Source organism: Brevundimonas sp. UBA5713, from assembly GCF_002419815.1.
Classification (GTDB): Bacteria; Pseudomonadota; Alphaproteobacteria; order Caulobacterales; family Caulobacteraceae; genus Brevundimonas.
In genome coordinates this window covers 73998-90189 of sequence record NZ_DIGV01000061.1, presented here as the reverse complement: position 1 = coordinate 90189, position 16192 = coordinate 73998, and the positions used below count along the sequence as shown (strand labels likewise).

18 protein-coding genes and 2 tRNA genes are annotated in these 16192 nt (G+C 62.3%); 17 read left to right on the top strand and 3 right to left on the bottom strand.

Annotation, left to right across the window (positions count from 1 at the left end; genetic code table 11):
- Positions 1-63 precede the first annotated feature (63 nt).
- From B3B04_RS14405 to B3B04_RS14385, 5 genes are all read left to right on the top strand, one after another.
- Positions 64-315, top strand: coding sequence for a FliM/FliN family flagellar motor switch protein (locus B3B04_RS14405; protein WP_292043872.1), 252 nt, complete (start codon positions 64-66; stop codon positions 313-315).
- Between the two features lie 149 nt (positions 316-464).
- Positions 465-549, top strand: a tRNA-Leu gene (locus B3B04_RS14400).
- 64 nt (positions 550-613) lie between these two features.
- A complete protein-coding gene (gene mgtE, locus B3B04_RS14395; RefSeq protein WP_292043871.1) occupies positions 614-2062 on the top strand; it encodes a magnesium transporter in 1449 nt (482 codons plus the stop codon).
- A 94-nt stretch (positions 2063-2156) separates the two neighbouring features.
- Positions 2157-3035 carry a lysozyme gene (locus B3B04_RS14390; RefSeq protein WP_292043870.1) on the top strand — a complete coding sequence of 293 codons (879 nt, stop codon included), beginning with the start codon at positions 2157-2159 and terminating at the stop codon, positions 3033-3035.
- Positions 3036-3138: 103 nt separating this feature from the next.
- Positions 3139-3888: an exopolysaccharide biosynthesis protein gene (locus tag B3B04_RS14385; RefSeq protein ID WP_292043869.1), complete on the top strand. Its 750-nt coding sequence runs from the start codon at positions 3139-3141 to the stop codon at positions 3886-3888.
- Positions 3889-3897: 9 nt separating this feature from the next.
- On the opposite strand, the gene flaF is transcribed toward B3B04_RS14385, so the two are convergent.
- Both flaF and flbT read right to left on the bottom strand, forming a co-directional pair.
- On the bottom strand, positions 3898-4254 hold the full coding sequence (gene flaF, locus B3B04_RS14380; protein ID WP_292043868.1) for a flagellar biosynthesis regulator FlaF: 357 nt from the start codon (positions 4252-4254) through the stop codon (positions 3898-3900).
- Positions 4214-4639 carry a flagellar biosynthesis repressor FlbT gene (gene flbT, locus B3B04_RS14375; RefSeq protein WP_292043867.1) on the bottom strand — a complete coding sequence of 142 codons (426 nt, stop codon included), beginning with the start codon at positions 4637-4639 and terminating at the stop codon, positions 4214-4216. Before flbT ends, flaF begins: the two co-directional genes overlap by 41 nt.
- Before the next feature lie 232 nt (positions 4640-4871).
- Between flbT and B3B04_RS14370 the strand changes: the two genes are divergently transcribed.
- From B3B04_RS14370 to B3B04_RS14315, 12 genes are all read left to right on the top strand, one after another.
- On the top strand, positions 4872-5318 hold the full coding sequence (locus tag B3B04_RS14370) for a hypothetical protein (RefSeq protein ID WP_292043865.1): 447 nt from the start codon (positions 4872-4874) through the stop codon (positions 5316-5318).
- Complete coding sequence (locus B3B04_RS14365) at positions 5319-5486, top strand: hypothetical protein (RefSeq protein WP_292043864.1); 168 nt, start codon at positions 5319-5321, stop codon at positions 5484-5486. It abuts the gene before it with no gap.
- A 63-nt stretch (positions 5487-5549) separates the two neighbouring features.
- Complete coding sequence (locus B3B04_RS14360; RefSeq protein ID WP_292043861.1) at positions 5550-6413, top strand: AAA family ATPase; 864 nt, start codon at positions 5550-5552, stop codon at positions 6411-6413.
- Positions 6414-6491: 78 nt separating this feature from the next.
- Positions 6492-7304 (top strand): methyltransferase type 11, encoded by an 813-nt coding sequence (locus tag B3B04_RS14355; protein WP_292043859.1) that lies wholly within the window; start codon positions 6492-6494, stop codon positions 7302-7304.
- 161 nt (positions 7305-7465) lie between these two features.
- A complete protein-coding gene (locus B3B04_RS14350; RefSeq protein ID WP_292043895.1) occupies positions 7466-8041 on the top strand; it encodes an HD family hydrolase in 576 nt (191 codons plus the stop codon).
- Between the two features lie 21 nt (positions 8042-8062).
- The gene (locus tag B3B04_RS14345) at positions 8063-9043 is read left to right on the top strand and encodes an NUDIX hydrolase (RefSeq protein ID WP_292043857.1); all 981 of its coding nucleotides are present in this window, start codon (positions 8063-8065) and stop codon (positions 9041-9043) included.
- A 107-nt stretch (positions 9044-9150) separates the two neighbouring features.
- Positions 9151-9240 (top strand) — tRNA-Ser (locus tag B3B04_RS14340).
- 322 nt (positions 9241-9562) lie between these two features.
- Positions 9563-10396: a hypothetical protein gene (locus B3B04_RS14335; protein WP_292043855.1), complete on the top strand. Its 834-nt coding sequence runs from the start codon at positions 9563-9565 to the stop codon at positions 10394-10396.
- Positions 10396-11268, top strand: coding sequence for a HesA/MoeB/ThiF family protein (locus tag B3B04_RS14330; protein ID WP_292043854.1), 873 nt, complete (start codon positions 10396-10398; stop codon positions 11266-11268). Before B3B04_RS14335 ends, B3B04_RS14330 begins: the two co-directional genes overlap by 1 nt.
- Positions 11268-12461 carry a hypothetical protein gene (locus tag B3B04_RS14325; protein ID WP_292043852.1) on the top strand — a complete coding sequence of 398 codons (1194 nt, stop codon included), beginning with the start codon at positions 11268-11270 and terminating at the stop codon, positions 12459-12461. The genes B3B04_RS14330 and B3B04_RS14325 overlap by 1 nt, the downstream gene beginning before the upstream one ends.
- Positions 12461-13573 carry a GNAT family N-acetyltransferase gene (locus tag B3B04_RS14320; RefSeq protein WP_292043849.1) on the top strand — a complete coding sequence of 371 codons (1113 nt, stop codon included), beginning with the start codon at positions 12461-12463 and terminating at the stop codon, positions 13571-13573. Before B3B04_RS14325 ends, B3B04_RS14320 begins: the two co-directional genes overlap by 1 nt.
- On the top strand, positions 13570-14541 hold the full coding sequence (locus B3B04_RS14315; protein ID WP_292043847.1) for a hypothetical protein: 972 nt from the start codon (positions 13570-13572) through the stop codon (positions 14539-14541). The genes B3B04_RS14320 and B3B04_RS14315 overlap by 4 nt, the downstream gene beginning before the upstream one ends.
- Here the strand turns inward: B3B04_RS14315 and B3B04_RS14310 are convergent.
- Positions 14538-16190 (bottom strand): hypothetical protein, encoded by a 1653-nt coding sequence (locus B3B04_RS14310; protein WP_292043845.1) that lies wholly within the window; start codon positions 16188-16190, stop codon positions 14538-14540. The two genes, B3B04_RS14315 and B3B04_RS14310, sit on opposite strands and share 4 nt — an antisense overlap.
- Between the last annotated feature and the right edge of the window lie 2 nt (positions 16191-16192).

Here is a 16192-nt window from a genome sequence, read left to right as displayed (position 1 = left end):
GGGTTCAATGTGCCGCGATGAACGGCATGGCAAGGCCGTCTTTCAAATGGTGAGTGTTCTTCCGTGAGCCAAATCGAAGCTGTTGACGTCGAGATCTCCGTCGTACTGGGCCGTTCCGTCCTGCCGATGCAGCAACTTCTGCGTATGGGCCGTGGCGCGGTCATTCCGCTGGATGCGTCTGAAAAGGACGAGGTCTGGATTCTGGCTAACAACCATCCCGTCGCGCGCGGCGAGATCGAGATTCGCGACGACAGAATCGCGATCACGGTCACCCGTACCGCCGATGTTTATGACTATATGGCCGGTCAGGCCTGATAGCCGCGTTTTATTTGATGCATCCAAGCCCGCTTCGGCGGGCTTTTTGCTGGGTTTCGCGTGGCTAGGGTCAAAAACATCAACCATCCCATGCATTTTCGGGCTTTCCTTTTTCAAAAGCCTCGCCTATTCAGCGGCCTCCGATGCGAGCGGTCGTGGCGGAATTGGTAGACGCGCAGCGTTGAGGTCGCTGTGGGGCAACCCGTGGAAGTTCGAGTCTTCTCGACCGCACCATTGATCAGACAGGACGAATCTCGGCTACTACCAAGCTGACGAAACACCTCAGGGAGGCTACGACGTGACACACACGGACCCCGCCGACCTGAAACCTGATCTGAACCCCTCTCAAACAGAGAATGACATCGCCCTCGAGCAAATTGCCGAGGAGCATGTCGCTCTGGGCGATGACTACGCCCTGACCGCCAACTTCGTCGAGATGGTGGTGGATGCCGCCGACGATGGCGACGGCATGCGTCTGCGTGGCCTTCTGGAAGACCTCCACCCCGCCGACGTCGCCGATCTGATGGGCTTCCTGACGGCCGAACATCGCGCCGTTGTGGTCCAATGGCTCCCGCCCGAGCTTCTGGCCGAAACCCTGCCGGAAATGGACGACGGTATCCGCGAGGAAGTGCTAGAGCGCGTTCCCTCCGGCGTACTGGCCGAGGCCCTGCAGGAATTGGATTCAGACGACGCGGCTGCAGTTGTCGAAGACCTTGAGGACGATCAGCGCGAGAAGGTTCTGGCTGCCATGCCGGAAACCGACCGTGCCGCCATCGAATCCTCGCTGGGCTACGATGAAGACACCGCCGGTCGTCTTATGCAGCGCGAGTTCATGGCCGCGCCGCAGTTCTGGACGGTAGGCGATACCATCGATCACGTGCGCCAGCATGGCGACGACCTGCCCGAGCTGTTCTTTGATATCTATGTGGTCGACCCGCTGAACCGCCCTGTCGGCAGCGTGGCGATCAGCCGCCTGTTGCGCAGCCCGCGCACTGCCGCACTGGCCGACCTGATGGAGCCGGTGAACGAAATCGCCGTCAACGTCGATCAGGAAGAAGTCGCCTACATCTTCGAAAAATACCACCTGATCTCGGCCCCTGTTGTGGATGTCGCCGGTCGTCTGGTCGGTCAGCTGACCGTCGATGACGTGGTGAACATCATTCAGGAAGAAAACCGCGAGGACTTCATGCGCCTCGCCGGTGTGGCCGACGAAGACCGTTCGTCTTCGGTGGCTGAAATCGTGCGTTCGCGCGTGCCATGGCTGGGTATCAACCTGTTCACCGCCATTTTGGGCGCAGCGGTCATCGCTGTGTTCGAAGGGACCATCGAAGAGATTGTGGCTCTGGCCGTGCTGATGCCGATCGTCTCGGCCATTGGCGGCAATGCGGGCACGCAGGCACTGACCGTGACAGTGCGTGCGCTGGCCACGCGCGAGCTGAACTCGTCCAACGCCGTGCGCACCTTCTGGCGTGAACTGACGGTGGGCCTGTTGAACGGCCTGATCCTGTCGCCTCTGGTCGGTGTGGCCGCGGGCCTGTGGTTCCAGAACTGGCAGATCGGGGCGGTCATCACCACCGCCATGATCCTGAACATGCTGGTGGCGGCCATTGTGGGCGTGGTGACGCCTCTGACCCTCAGCAAGCTGAAGTTCGACCCGGCTGTCTCCTCGGCAGTGTTCGTCACGGCCACGACCGATTTCTTCGGCTTCCTGATCTTTCTGGGTCTGGCGACCATCGTCCTGCTTTAAGGCAGCCCCTCTCTCGAAATCGAACCGGGCCGTGGAATGCGGCTTGCTGGGTTGGCTCCCGAAACCTGCACTTCGTTTCGATTTGGATCACACCGTGTCAGCGAAAGCATCCTTGCGGAAACGCAAGCTGTCCCGCGAGGGGCTGCTTCTGATCAAAAGCCTTGAGGGCTTTCGCCCGCGCGCGGTCACCCGCCGCGATGGCGTGCTGACGATTGGCTATGGCCACACCCAGTCCGCCCGCGCCGATGTCGAGATTGTCGAGGCCGAAGCCGAGCTGCTGTTGATGCACGATCTGATCCCTATTGTGGATTTCCTCCACAACGGGATCGCCCACGAACTGAACCAGCATCAGTTCGATGCCCTGATCAGTTTTATCTTCAACATCGGACTAGACCGTTTCCGCCGGTCTGACGTGCTGACGCACCTGCGTCAGGGGCGGATGGAACAGGCCGCAGCAGCCTTGGCGGCGGTGCCAGACCGAAAGCCGCCCCCTTCCGACCTGCCCTATCGCCGTCGTAGCGCCGAACGCGCCTTGTTCGAAACGCCGGAGCAGATGACCGTCACTGCCCAAGGCATCCTGCTGGCCCCGATATTCCGACCGGGCGATGATTTGGTGCTGCCCGCGCCAGAAGTTCCCTTTGGCCAGACTGGTGTCGTGCGTCACGAAGATACCGTCTGCCTGTTCGAGACCACGCCCCACACCCCGCCCAGACGTCGCAAGACGCCCGAAATCGACTGGCAAAGCATCGCCTCGGCGGCGCTGTTGGGCGGCGTCGGGCTCATGGTGGGGCTGGCGTCGATCACGGCCTTTAAGCAAGGCATTGGCTCAGACCTGACCGAGACACACGGTGCGCTCATCGGCGGCGGACTGGTGGTTCTGGGGGTTGCCCTGATCGGGGTGGCCATCTGGGCCTATGGTGCGGGTAAACGTCCGACTAAAGCCACAACACAAGTCCTCAGCGCGCGGAACTGACGGGACCATTGGCGGGTTAAGCAAACAGGTCGCAAATCCCCCTTGGCGACCGTTGCTATATCCCTTTAACGTGTGGGCATATCTGCCTTCTTCGGCCCGTTTAATGACGCGACCCCTCGCAATTCCGCCCTACGACGAAAAGCAGAAGTTTTCCGATGTGCTCGAAGGTTTGAGCCATGGGGCATCCCCGCATCTGAAGCTGGGGGAACTGGTCAGCGCTTTTGGAGAGCGGGGTTTCGGGGCCTTGGTGCTGCTGTTGTCCTTGCTGGCGCTTTTTCCGTGGCCACCGGGCAGCAAGGCTATCTTTTCCATCCCGATCATCCTGATCTCGGCAGAGATGGCGTTGCAGATGACACGCGTGTGGTTGCCGCGCGCTATTTTGAACCGGCAGGTCTCCAGAGCCACCTATCGCCGCCTGTTGCATGCGCCCATTGGCCTGCCGCGCTGGCTAAGACGCAGACTGTTGTCCACCAAGCGCTCGGGGTTTCGCGGCTGGCTGAATCGCAAGGTTGCCGTGCGCCCTGACAGCGCCACGCCCATCAGCGTGATGCGCCGTGTCGAAAAACTGACCCGTCCGCGCTATCCGGTGCTGACAGGAGAGGTGGCCGATGTGCTGATCGGCGTGTCGTGCATTTTTCTGGCGATCATGATGGCCCTGCCCGTTCCCGGCGGTGACATGCTGCCGGGCTTTGCGCTGGCGCTGTTCGGAATGGGCGTGCTGCAGCGCGACGGCCTGTTCATTCTGGCCGGAGCCGCCGGCACAGTGGCCAGCGGCATCTATTTCCTGTTCGTGTGGAGGGCGGCTGTCGCCATCCTGACCGGCATCGCCGACTGGTTCGGCAACCTGTTTTAACCGGCTGCCCTACTCGGTCTGGCCACTCAGCCCCTGCATGATCATGCGGTTGATGTCGATCAGGGTCGAGAAATCATCATCACCGCGCGCGACCTCGGAGGTGTGACGCGACACAAACAGGCTGAGCGAGATGATGTGGGCACGCAGCGGGGCGGGCAGTTGATTGCCCGGCTCCGAACAGGCCGTGGCCAGCGCACTCCACATACGGCGGTTCCAGTCCAGCGCGTCCATGCGCTCGGCGAACTGGTTCTTGTCCAGCGTCGAGGCATGCATCAGGGCGCGCGTGACCTGACCGAAAAGGCGGTATTCGGCCTGACGCGGGGTCTCAGCCCGCGTCGACGCTGTTTTGTACGCTTGAAGCGACATTGCCGAGCCTTTGATCCTCGTAATCAACAATCTTTCGGGCGCACATCAGCGCCTTGTAGTACTGGCGGTTCATGACGTGGCGCGAGCAGGTGACGCACTCGTTCAGGATTTCCGGATTGGAAATTACCCCCATGAACTCCGACAGACGCAGCGCGAACTCGTCATAGAATTTCGGGGCATCTCCCTCGTCCAGATACATCATCATGACGGGGAAATAGATGCGACGGGCGGGCGTATTGGCCTGCTCCGGCTGCATGATGTCTTTCTCGCGCAGCACGCTGGCCTTGTTCTGAAGCACCAGAACACCGCGACGATCGCCGTTTTGCACAACAGCGCCGTTCAGCACGAATTTCTCGCCGGGCTTCAGCGACAGTTTCAGAGGCAAGGGCGGAGTCTCCGTAATCAAGTCCACCGTGACGGTAGTCGGCTGACGAAACGTAACCCGACGTGGTTAATCATCTATTCTGATTTGCCCCGCACCGCCAAGTTTCCACGGCAGAAACCGGGGCTTTCCCATGAACTTGTTCCCCTCGCGATACGATCACGATCGGCGGATGGGGCGGAACAGCCGTCAATCACCGCCGTTACACTTTGCAGAGACGAGACAGGAGGCAGACATGACTGATCCTGAAGGTGTCCCCGCCATGGAGACCGATCCGCAGGATACGGCCGAGATTTACGACGAAACCCATCTGGATGATGAGGGCGAAGGCGATGCCCTGCTGGACGAACTGGATGACGTCTATGACGCTACACGCGGTGATGGTGCCCTGCCCCATCCGTCTCGCCTGACGCCCCACGAGAACCGTGCGGAAGACAGCCGCCGCGCCTTGGAGGCCGAGGCCGATAATCTTCTCGGCCAAAGCATCGAGGCCCCGGACACAGACACCGACGACAGCCCCGTCGCCGACACCGAAATCGAGCTGGTCTACACCGGCCTGATGCGAAACCAGCGCGGAGCCCAAGGCTCGGCGGCCCACTGGGAAGCGCGTCGCCTGTCCGATCAGGACATCGACGCGCTGGGATACGGGGCCAATGACCAAAACCCGACTAAGGAGGAATAGATGACCGATAAACCCCGCGACGACCAAAAGCCGGACAAACACGAAAAGCCCGATCAGTTGGAAGACAAGCTGAAGGACGCCGAGAACCGGCAGGAAGCTCTGGTAGACGAAGCCGTCGAAGAAACCATGGACGCCAGCGATCCGCCGTCGCCGAAACATATCACCTGATCTATTCAGGAGAGTATCTTTAAGCTACCTGCTCTTGAGACACATCTCAGGAGCAGGTTTCGTATGAGCAGCCGGTTCGAAGGCACGTCCGACTATATCGCCACCGACGACCTGAAGGTCGCGGTCAATGCCGCCGTGGCGCTGGAGCGCCCCTTGCTGATCAAGGGAGAGCCCGGCACCGGTAAGACGGTGCTGGCCTATGAGCTGGCCAAGGCGCTCAACGCCCCGCTCATCACCTGGCACATCAAGTCCACGACCAAGGCCCACAACGGCCTTTATGAGTATGACGCCGTCAGCCGTCTGCGCGACAGCCAGCTGGGCGACGAAAAGGTCAAGGACGTTCGCAACTATCTGAAAAAGGGCAAGCTGTGGGAGGCCTTTACCTCCGACGTGCGCCCCGTTCTGCTGATCGACGAAATCGACAAGGCCGACATCGAGTTTCCGAACGACCTGCTTCAGGAACTGGACCGGATGGAGTTCTACGTTCAGGAGACCAATGAAACCATCAAGGCGCAGGTACGTCCTGTGGTGGTCATCACCTCGAACAACGAAAAAGAACTGCCGGACGCCTTCCTGCGCCGCTGCTTCTTCCACTACATCCGCTTCCCCGACGCCGAGACGATGAAGGACATCGTCGATGTCCACTTCCCAGGCATCAAGCCGCGTCTGGTGTCCGAGGCGCTCAAGACTTTCTATGAAATCCGCGAGACCCCCGGCCTCAAGAAGAAGCCATCTACGTCCGAACTGCTGGATTGGCTGAAACTGCTGCTGGTGGACGAGATCGATCCGGAAACCCTGCGCGAAAAATCGCCGACCAAATTGATCCCGCCGCTGCACGGCGCGCTGCTGAAAAACGAGCAGGACATCCACCTGTTCGAGCGATTGGCCTTTCTGGCCCGCCGCGAAGGCATGAGGCCGGGTGGCTAAAGTCTGACCGCAGGTTACCGCCTTTTCACTGGTGCGCATGTCGAATGCGCATCAGTATTGCGCGTATAGGAGTTGCCGATGTCGAAGATGATCTGGCCGATTGTTGCCCTGCTGGCCCTGTCCGCCTGCGACAGCAACAGCAATGTGCGCATCACCACCACTTCCAGCTCGGATTCCGGTTCCGTGCTTAAGGTCATCGACGCCCTGCAATGTCCCACCGATCAGGGCGTTCTGACCCGTCGCGGCACCGCCAGCGATGGCGGTCAGACCTGCACCTATGCCGGTCCCCGCGGCTCCGAGGTCAAGCTGCATCTCGTTTCGCTGGACGGTCAGGGGGCCGATGCGGTTCTGAAACGTTTTCAGGACGATCTGGGCATGGGTGCGCAACTCGCCGCTGCCGATGGCCCCGTCACAGAGACGGACGCTTTTGCCGGCGACGCCGAGGCCAGCGCTGGCGGTGACAGCGATCGCGCCACGGTGCGCCTTCCGGGTATGTCGGTCGATGCACAGGGTGACCGCGCTACTGTCGCCCTGCCCGGCATGAAGATCGAAGCCGATGGTGACCGCGCCAACATCCGTATTGGCGGCCTGACCATACGCGCCGACGACACCGGCAGCCATATCACCGCCACCGATGGCGACCGGCAAGCGGTTATCAAGGCCACCGACGCAGGCGCCGAAATCCGCACCGACAGCAAAAACGCCGTGCGCGCCACCATGATGAATGTGGTCGCCAACCCCGGCCCTTCCGGCTGGCGCGTGGTCGGCTATGAGGCGCGCGGTCCGTCCAGCGGCCCCATTGTCGTGGCCACATACCGCAGCCGCGACCGTGACCCGGATGACATGATCGAGGCCGCCAAGGCGCTGGTGGCTCTGAACGTCGGGGATTAATCCGAGGTTTTACAGAGGTCGCCCTTGAAAGGGCCACCAAGCTGGTTCACCAGACCTGCGACATGAGCAGGACTGTACTTTTGGCCGAAGAGATCGACGACGAGCTGGCACCGCGTCCGAAAAAGCCGCGCACGCCAAAGCCCCCGCGTGCTTGGCAGCGCATGCTGTCGGGCCGTCGGCTGGATCTCCTCGACCCTTCGCCGTTTGATATCGAAATCGAAGACATCGCCCACGGCTTGGCCCGTGTGGCCCGCTGGAACGGCCAGACGGTCGGCGACCATGCCTTTTCCGTGGCCCAGCACTCTCTGATCGTCGAAGAACTGTGCCGCGTCATTCGCCCGGGGCTGGAACCCAAGTGGCAGCTGGCGGCCCTGCTGCACGATGCCTCCGAATATGTCATCGGCGACATGATCTCGCCGTTCAAGTCGGCGCTTGGCTCGTCGTACAAGGATTTCGAGGCCCGCTTGGAAGCCGCCATTCACGTGCGCTTCCAGCTGCCGCCCAAGACGCCGGTTAACATCAAGACGTTGATCAAAAAGGCCGACAAAGCCAGCGCCTTCTTCGAAGCCACCCAGTTGGCGGGCTTTACCAAGCGCGAGTCGGTGCAGATTTTCGGCGCGCCCCCCGCTGGCTATAGCGTCACCCTGACGCCCATGCCCGCCGCCGAGGCACAAAAGGCCTATCTGGACCGCTACCGCGAACTGTCCGAAGCTGTCGGCATCGCATCAACGCGTTAGGCTGAACTCCGCAGGGCTGGCATGACGGCACCATCATCCGCAGACGCGCCCCATACCGCCGAGGTTGGCGTGCGGATCGGCCTGTCTGCGGTCGTCATCGCCCTGCATAACCGTCAGGCCGTAGTGCTCACCACCCGTGCGCCTGACGGCACGCCCGCCCTGCCCTTCGGTCCCTTCGATCCGGTCAAAGACCGCACCTTCGAACTGGCCCTGCGCCAGTTCGTGACCGAGCAGACCGGCTTTCCGCTGGGATTCGTCGAACAGCTCTACACTTTCGGCGACATTGGCCGCGCCTCTCCGCGCGCCACGCCGGGGCCACAGGCCGCGCGTGAAGTGTCAGTCGGCTATCTGGCCCTGACCACCAACAGCGCCAATGCCGCTGATTTCGCCACCGAAGGCCGCGCTGCGGCATGGACGCCCCTGTTTGATATCTTCCCGTGGGAAGACTGGCGCTGCGGCCCGCCTGCCAGCCTGCCAAATCTCATTGATGGGCTGAAGCGTTGGGCCGGCAACGACGCCCGCCGCCTGTCGCGCATCGACGGTCTGTTTCCCCTGTCGCCCGACACCCGCTGGAACGAAGAGCGCGTGCTGGAGCGCTATGAGCTGCTTTATGAGGCAGGTCTGGTGGATGAGGCCTCGCGCGACCATGATCGCCCCGCACCACCGTCTCTGGGCGACCTGTCCATGGCCTCCGACCACCGGCGCATTGTCGCGACCGGTCTGGGCCGTCTGCGTGCCAAGCTGAAATATCGTCCGGTGCTGTTCGACCTGATGCCGGACCGCTTTACCCTGTCCAACCTTCAGACCGCCGCCGAGGCTGTATCGGGTCTGGCCCTGCATAAACAGAATTTCCGCCGTGGCGTCGAGCGCACAGGACTGGTCTCGGCGACCGGCCAACTGGCCACCGACACAGGCGGTCGGCCCGCCGAGCTTTTCCGCTATATCGGGCCCGATGTGGCCACCGGCTCCGCCCCTGGCCTGGCCCTTCCGGGACAGCGTTGAACCATATCGGAATTTTCTGAAATTTTTCCGCAGAATCAGCTTGCAGCCCAAGGGCACCTTGGCTACATAGCGCTCCTCGCTCAGCCCCATTAGGGACTACGACCCGCGGAGAGGTGGCAGAGTGGTTGAATGTACCGCACTCGAAATGCGGCGTACGTGGAAGCGTACCGGGGGTTCGAATCCCCCCCTCTCCGCCAGGTCCCTCTAAGGGACTGATTTTTCAGAACAGTTTGAACAGAACACCATCCCTTCGGGGACTAATTCGTCGTGCTTCTGCATTAAAGTTCTACAGCTGGTCTTGGTATTCGCTTCTTTAACGATGACGTTGAGTCTGGTTTGCCCTCATCGCACTAAGCTGCCATTGACCTCCCTGCGCTGAGAGGTCCTGATATCGTCAGTGCATGAAGGGGAGCGCGCGTTCGGATGATCAATCTGACGTGGAGGTCAGGCCGGACGTTGTGGACGCGGATCGTGGAGCGTCCGGGGCGGCATTTGCCGGCGGAGGAAACAGCGCGGCTGGTGGCAGATTTGCGCCGGGTGGCGTCTTTGACGCTGACGGACGAAGAGCTGGCTTATGGCGTGCTCGGCGGTGATCGAGAGCGGTTGGACAACTGCGTCATCACGGTCGTTTATCAATCCGATACGCCTAAAGGCCCGCGCAAGCCGGTAGCGTTCAATGTGCTGTCCTTGCTGGATGTAGAGCTGGCGAGCCGACCGACGCAGGTTATGCATCTGGGGCTGGTGATGGTGGACCCGAACGCACGCGGGCGCGGGTTTTCGGCCATGCTGTACGGACTGACCTGCGTGCTGATGTTCCTGACTGGTCAGGGGCGGCCGATGTGGATTTCCAACGTCACCCAAGTGCCTGCCGTGGCGGGCATGGTGACCGAAACCTTCACCGACGTGTTCCCCTCGCCTCGCCCTGATGCGCGGCGCAGTTTTGATCACCTGTCGCTGGGCCGCCAGATCATGGCCAAGCACCGCGCCGCGTTCGGCGTGGGCGACGAGGCCGGTTTTGACGAGGGGCGCTTCGTCATCACCAACGCCTATACGGGCGGCTCCGACGCTCTGAAGAAGACGTTCGAACAGGCCGCCCCACACAGAAAACAGAAATACAACGACTTTTGCCGTCAGCAGCTGGACTATGACCGCGGCGATGACCTGATCCAGATCGGGCGTATCGATATGGCTGCGGCGGGCCAGTATCTGCGTAAAGTCGCCCCGCCGACCACGGCCATGGGGCTGACGGGGCTGATCCTGTTGCTGGGGGCGCGCATGGCCATCCTGCCCCTGATCTATTGGCTGTCGCCCAACCGCGCCTGGGGCGTGCTGCGACCTGCGAAGATGAGCTGATGACCGACTTCTATTCCGAAATGACCACCCGCAATATCGGCTTCATTTCTGATGCCGAGCAGCAGCGGCTGAAAGACGGAGCCGTCTTTGTCGTTGGCGTAGGCGGCATGGGCGGGGCTGCGGTGCAAATGCTGGTGCGCGCGGGCGTGGGCAAGATCGCCATTGCCGACTTGGACACCTTCGAGACATCAAACCTGAACCGCCAGCTATTCGCCTTTACCGACACGGTGGACCGCCCGAAAGCCGAGGTCACCGCAGAAGGGCTGAAGCGCATCAATCCCGAACTGGACCTGACGGTTCTGGGGGCCGAATGGACCGATAAACTCGATGAACTGTGCGCCGAATACAGCGTCATCATCAACGGCTGTGACGACATTCCGGCCACAGCGCAGCTTTACCGCAAGGCCAAACAGCACGGCGCGACGGTGATAGACGCCTATGCCTCGCCCCTGCCCTCGGTGATTGTGGTTCGCCCCACTGATCCGCGCCCGGAAGAGCGGCTGCGCTATCCGATCAGGGGTACGGACTGGAAAGCCATCACTGAGGAACAGGCCGCCGACTGTTTCATGAAAGAGCTGGAATGGGTGATGACCCACTCCTCCAGTCACACCCATATCGACCTGACCGCCGCCGCCGAAATGGCCGCGGGCAAGCGCAAGCGCATGAGCTTTGCCCCCATGGTCACTACCGCCGGATGCCTGATGGCGGGCGAGGCGCTGGCTCTGCTGATGGGCCGCAAGACCAAAACCGACTGCCGTGGCTGGTTTATGAATACCCGTGACGCCAGATGCGAGCGGCCCCTGCCCGCCCCCATCGGCGCGCTGAAGGCCATGGTGGTGCGCCGCTTTATGCAGAAGCTGCTGGCGGGCTGATGGACACATCTTTGGCAGAAACCACGCGGATGCTGGTCGATGGTTTTGGTGCCATCGGCGCACTGGCGGTTGCGCTGGTGCTATGGCGACGCGCGCGTCGCTCCACCGTGCAGAATGTGCTTTTGCTGGTGTTCGGCCTGTCGGGGCTGTTTTACCTGTGCCGGTTTCTGTCGCCCGCGACGGGTTGGGGCATGTTCAGTGCCCTGTCGCTGATTTTGGCCTGCGCCTTGCCGACGGCGGCGCTTTTGCTAGCCGAAATCCTGCTGCGTCGGCATGCGCCCCTGTGGATCAAGATCGTTATAGGCGGCGGCACCGTACTGGGGATACTGGCGGCGGTGCTGGCAGGCAGCGGCATAGAGCGTGCCTTCAGCCTCGCCATCTATGTACCGTGCGCCTTGCTACTGGTGCTGGGTTTGATCGTGTTTCGCCGTCGGGACAGCCTGTCGCCGATGGAGAACTCGACGCTGAACGCCTATGCGCGTGCCCTACTGGCGACTGGACTGCTGGCAGTGACGGACTTCCGCATCGGCTCGCCTATCGGACTGTCGGCCTTGGGCATGTTGGGGCTGGCCTATGCCGCAGCGGCGGGGGCCAATGCGCCCAAGGGCTGGCTGGACACCGTCAAAGAGCTGTCTTTGGCCTTTGTGACAGCGCTTCTGCTAACCGGTGCCTTGTTATGGCTGAACACGCCGGCCAGCTGGTTGGAGGCCGGATCGGTGCTGGCTGTAACGGTAGCGGCCATTCTGGCCCTTTCGGTGCTGCTGCGCCTGCGCTCGGGCGGTAATGACCAACAACGCCGCCTGTTTGAAAAAACGGTGATCGCCGCCGATACCTCCAGCCTGTCCGCCTTCATCGCCGAGGCCAGCCGCGTCGCGCCGCTGGAAGGGCTGATCGTGGCGCAGGGGGCGGATCTGAACGACTATGACGCCGCCCTCCTTCCCGCTGCATTCGAGGGTAAGCCGGTCGTGCATTTGTCCAGCCTGTGGGCCGATCACGAACTGGCCGATGCGCGCGAACAGATGCGCGACCTGCTGCTGCGTCACAACTCGACCCACGCTATTCTGATTGGCCATCAGCCCTTGCAGATCGGCCTTGTCGCGCTGGGTGGCTCGGCCCTGCTGGACGAAGACGAGCGGGCTATGGCCCTATTCCAGAAACTGGCCGCCCCGCTGGCCGCCAAAGAGATCGCCTGATGACGATGGAACTGGTTCGCGGCGATTTCGACGCCTTCTTCCGTGTACCGTTCGAGGTCTATCCGGCATCGTCGCCCTATGTGTCGATGATGCGTTCGGACCTGAAAAAGTACCTCGATCCGAAGCAGAACCCGATGATGAAGTCGGGCGGTGTGCTGGAGTTCTATGTGGTGAAACGCAACGGCAGACCCGTCGCCCGCGCCACTGCGCATCGCCATCTGCAATCCAACGAACGCCACGGCTGGGCGCGCACCTGCTTCGGCTATTTCGATGCGGCGGACGATGCCGAGGCCATCGATCTGCTGTTCACCGCCATCGAGGATTTCGCCAAGCGCCACGGCGACACCGTGGTCGTCGGCCCCTTCAACCTGACGGCCATGCAGATGGTTGGCATGGTGACCGAAGGGTTCGACAACGCCCCCACCACCGACATGATGTGGCAACCGCCCTATCTGGCAGCCCATCTCGAACGACTGGGGTTTGCCGCCGAGTTTCCCATGTCGACGTGGGAGTTCACGCCGCAGACGGTCGATCCCGAAGCCCTGCTGAACACAGGCGCGCGCGAGATCCTCGCCTCGCCCGACTGGAGCTTTGCGCCCATCACCCGCAAGGACTTCAAGCTGCGGATGGAGGAAGGTCGCCTATGCTTGAACGGCGGGTTTGACCAGAACCCGATGTTCGTGCCCCTGACCGCCGAAGAGTTCCAGTTTCAGGCGGGCGAGATGATGTGGGTGATGGACCCGTCACTGGCTGCCATTCTTCACTATCAGGGCAAACCTGCGGGCGTAGTCATCTGTATTCCCGACCTTAATCCATTCGTTCGCCACGCAGGCGCGCGTTATGGCGTGCGAATGGTTTGGTCGTGGCTGCGCGGCCTGTTCACGCCCAAACGTGCGGTCATCATCCTCTATTCGGTCATGCCCGAACATCAGGGCAAGGGTGTGAACGCCGCCATGCTCCATCGCGTGGTCGGGGCGCTGAAGAAGGGCCGCTACAGGACCTGTGGCGTGACGTGGATTGCCGATGTGAACAAGGCCTCGCTGCGCCAGATGGAACGGCTGGGCGCGCGGCGTCTGCATCGCACCCACCTGTTCAGAAGGGCCATCGCATGACCCCCGACCTGTTCCGCGAATTGGTCGCCGAGGCCAGCCTGTCGCCCAACGTCCACAACATCCAGCCGACGCTTTGGCGCATGGTTGATGCCAACACCGTCGCCCTTGTTCAGTCGCCCACGCGCCGCCTGCCGGTGGGCGATCCCACAGGCCGCGATGCCGCAGCCAGCCACGGTGCGGCTGCCGAGGGGATGATCATTGCCGCCAGCGCACGCGGCATTGGCCTGTCTGTCACAGTCCCAGAATCCGATGAGGTGGCCCGCCTTGGGGTGACACGGACTACGGCTCCCGATCCGCTGGCTCCCTATCTGACACAGCGGCGCACCTATCGGGGCCATTTCGACAAGACCGCCAAAACGCAGGCCCGTGCCGCAATCCCAGCCCTGTCACGACCGGATATTCGCATCCTCTCGGACGATACCGACATCGCCCGCATTGCTCGCCTGACCGATCGGGCCACCATGCGCGCTTTCCGCAATCGTGCCTATCGCGAGGAGCTGACCTCATGGATGCGGCTCACCTCTCGCCACCCCGACTGGCACCGCGACGGGCTGAACGCCAAGGCCATGAATATGCCGACGCCCATGGCGCTGGCTGCGGGTGCCGTGTTGAGCTGGCCGCTTTTCGAGATACTGGATGCGTTAAAACTGGCCGGTCCGCTCACCGCCGAAGCTGCCGCCACACAAAGTGCTGCCGCTCTGATCGCCTTTGTACAAGACAGAGACGCAGACCCGTTCCAGACGGGCCGGGACTGGCATCGAATGTGGCTGGAGTTGACGGCCTTGGGATTGAGCGCTGGCGTGCTGACCATATTGGGCGATGATGCCGAGGCCGCAGCCGAAATGGCCAAGCGGCTGCAACTGTCGCCGGACCAGCGCGTCGTGACCGTTTTACGCGTGGGTATGGTCGACGCACAGCGCCTGCCACCGCCTGCACGCTTGCCCGTGAATGAGCTGATCCTGCCTTAGAGGCGCTTCAGATATTCCAGCAGGTCGCGTCGATCTTCGAGGCTTAGCGCCTCGAACATGCGGGTGTGGCCACCATTGCCCATGCCACGCTGGCGGGTGTCGACCTGTGATCGGCGGCTATAGGGCTGATAGCCCGCCGGATAGGCCACCCCCACCTTGTCCAAATCCATGGCGTGCCCCCCGACGCGGAAGGTCACTGGCCGCTCCTCCAGCCCCAGCAGGGCCGCCAGAGACGGCACCGAACCATTGTGCAGATAGGGCGCGCTTTGCCAGATTCCGGTCAATGGTGGAGGCGCGTACCGTCCTGTACTTTCGGCGCGGATGTAGGGGCGTATGGCGCTACGGTTCACCGCATCGACCAAGGCCTGATCCAGCATTTCGGCCCGCACCGGATCGGTGCCGACGCTCTTGAGCACATTGGGGAAGCGTACCAGACGCGGCCCCTGCGGCGTTTCCTGATAGTTGCCGTGGCAGGTAGAGCAGGTCTGCTCAAACCGGCGCGCCCCCCGCTCGGCCCGCGTCAGGTCGATCTGCCCCGGGAAGGGCTGCGGGCGCACACTGCCCACAAAGCCGAACGCCTCCTTCACCTGAGGAATGGCGCGCACGGCGGTGGGGCTGGAAACACCCATGGTCGGCACGGCGAAATAGGCCGCGATGCTGGCGATATCGGCCACATGGTCGGGCGTGATGTCGTCTGCCGTAATGACCCGCTCGCGCGCAGGCGCCCCGGCGGGCGCATAGCCGCCATCCCACATCAGCATGGACCGGAACGTCCGGTCGGCCAGATGCGGTATGGAGGTAAAGCCCCGCTCGCGATCATAGGCGGCGGAATCCCCCACCAGCTGACCGTGCTGCATCTTCAGGGCCGCAACGCCATTGGTCACGCCCGCATGGCCATTAGGGAACGGCAGAGGGCCGTTGCCGGTGCTGGCGATCGCTTGCAGCCGATCCTCGACGCGCGGCCAGACGAAATCGCGCAGGGTCTTTTCCTCGCGCACCGACATCTGCGGATAGAGAGCGCGCGTGGCCACCATCAATCCATCCACATCGCCCGATGCCTTCACCAAGGCGGCATAGATGTCCTGCGTATAGCGCTCCAGATCCAGCGACGGATTAGGCGCGCCCAGCCAGATTTTGGTGGGTTGCGGCAAACCCTGCGCGTCATAGGTCGGGCCGGAATGGCAGGCGGCACAACCCGTGCTGGCGATCTGCACCTCGATCTGCGGGATGGAGCGTGTACCGGTGCCCAGAACCAAGCCCATAGCCGCCTCGGGCCGTGGCGCAGGCCCCGCACTGGCAGGCCAGTTCTCGATGCTTTCCGGATAGAAGAAGCCGTAATCCTGCATGATACGGCGTAACGCGTCCCGAGACACATTCTCTGGCGACAGGTGCAGCACCAGCGCCGCCGCCGTCAGCCGCCAAGGCAGGGCCACCGTCTCCATGGCATCGGAGTTCAGGCCGCCATAGTCGCCAAAGGCAAACTGCATGGCTCCGCGCGCGACGGCGTCATCACTGGGTGTCCAGTTTTCCAGCACCGTCGACTTGGCCGCGATATGGCCGCGCACGAAATCCCACGCGCCGCCCGCCCGTCCTGCGCATCCACCGACGACCAAGGCCGCGACAGCTACCCCCCAAAGCCAAGGCTTCATCT

What these genes read in the sequence shown, in the direction of transcription:
- flaF (WP_292043868.1), bottom strand. Translation starts at nt 4,254, where the DNA reads ATGTCGCTTCAAGCGTACAAAACAGCGTCGACGCGGGCTGAGACCCCG.
- B3B04_RS14310 (WP_292043845.1), bottom strand. Translation starts at nt 16,190, where the DNA reads ATGAAGCCTTGGCTTTGGGGGGTAGCTGTCGCGGCCTTGGTCGTCGGT.
- B3B04_RS14360 (WP_292043861.1), top strand. Translation starts at nt 5,550, where the DNA reads ATGAGCAGCCGGTTCGAAGGCACGTCCGACTATATCGCCACCGACGAC.
- B3B04_RS14330 (WP_292043854.1), top strand. Translation starts at nt 10,396, where the DNA reads ATGACCGACTTCTATTCCGAAATGACCACCCGCAATATCGGCTTCATT.
- B3B04_RS14345 (WP_292043857.1), top strand. Translation starts at nt 8,063, where the DNA reads ATGACGGCACCATCATCCGCAGACGCGCCCCATACCGCCGAGGTTGGC.
- B3B04_RS14355 (WP_292043859.1), top strand. Translation starts at nt 6,492, where the DNA reads ATGTCGAAGATGATCTGGCCGATTGTTGCCCTGCTGGCCCTGTCCGCC.
- B3B04_RS14350 (WP_292043895.1), top strand. Translation starts at nt 7,466, where the DNA reads ATGCTGTCGGGCCGTCGGCTGGATCTCCTCGACCCTTCGCCGTTTGAT.
- B3B04_RS14325 (WP_292043852.1), top strand. Translation starts at nt 11,268, where the DNA reads ATGGACACATCTTTGGCAGAAACCACGCGGATGCTGGTCGATGGTTTT.
- B3B04_RS14370 (WP_292043865.1), top strand. Translation starts at nt 4,872, where the DNA reads ATGACTGATCCTGAAGGTGTCCCCGCCATGGAGACCGATCCGCAGGAT.
- B3B04_RS14365 (WP_292043864.1), top strand. Translation starts at nt 5,319, where the DNA reads ATGACCGATAAACCCCGCGACGACCAAAAGCCGGACAAACACGAAAAG.
- B3B04_RS14385 (WP_292043869.1), top strand. Translation starts at nt 3,139, where the DNA reads ATGACGCGACCCCTCGCAATTCCGCCCTACGACGAAAAGCAGAAGTTT.
- B3B04_RS14320 (WP_292043849.1), top strand. Translation starts at nt 12,461, where the DNA reads ATGACGATGGAACTGGTTCGCGGCGATTTCGACGCCTTCTTCCGTGTA.
- B3B04_RS14315 (WP_292043847.1), top strand. Translation starts at nt 13,570, where the DNA reads ATGACCCCCGACCTGTTCCGCGAATTGGTCGCCGAGGCCAGCCTGTCG.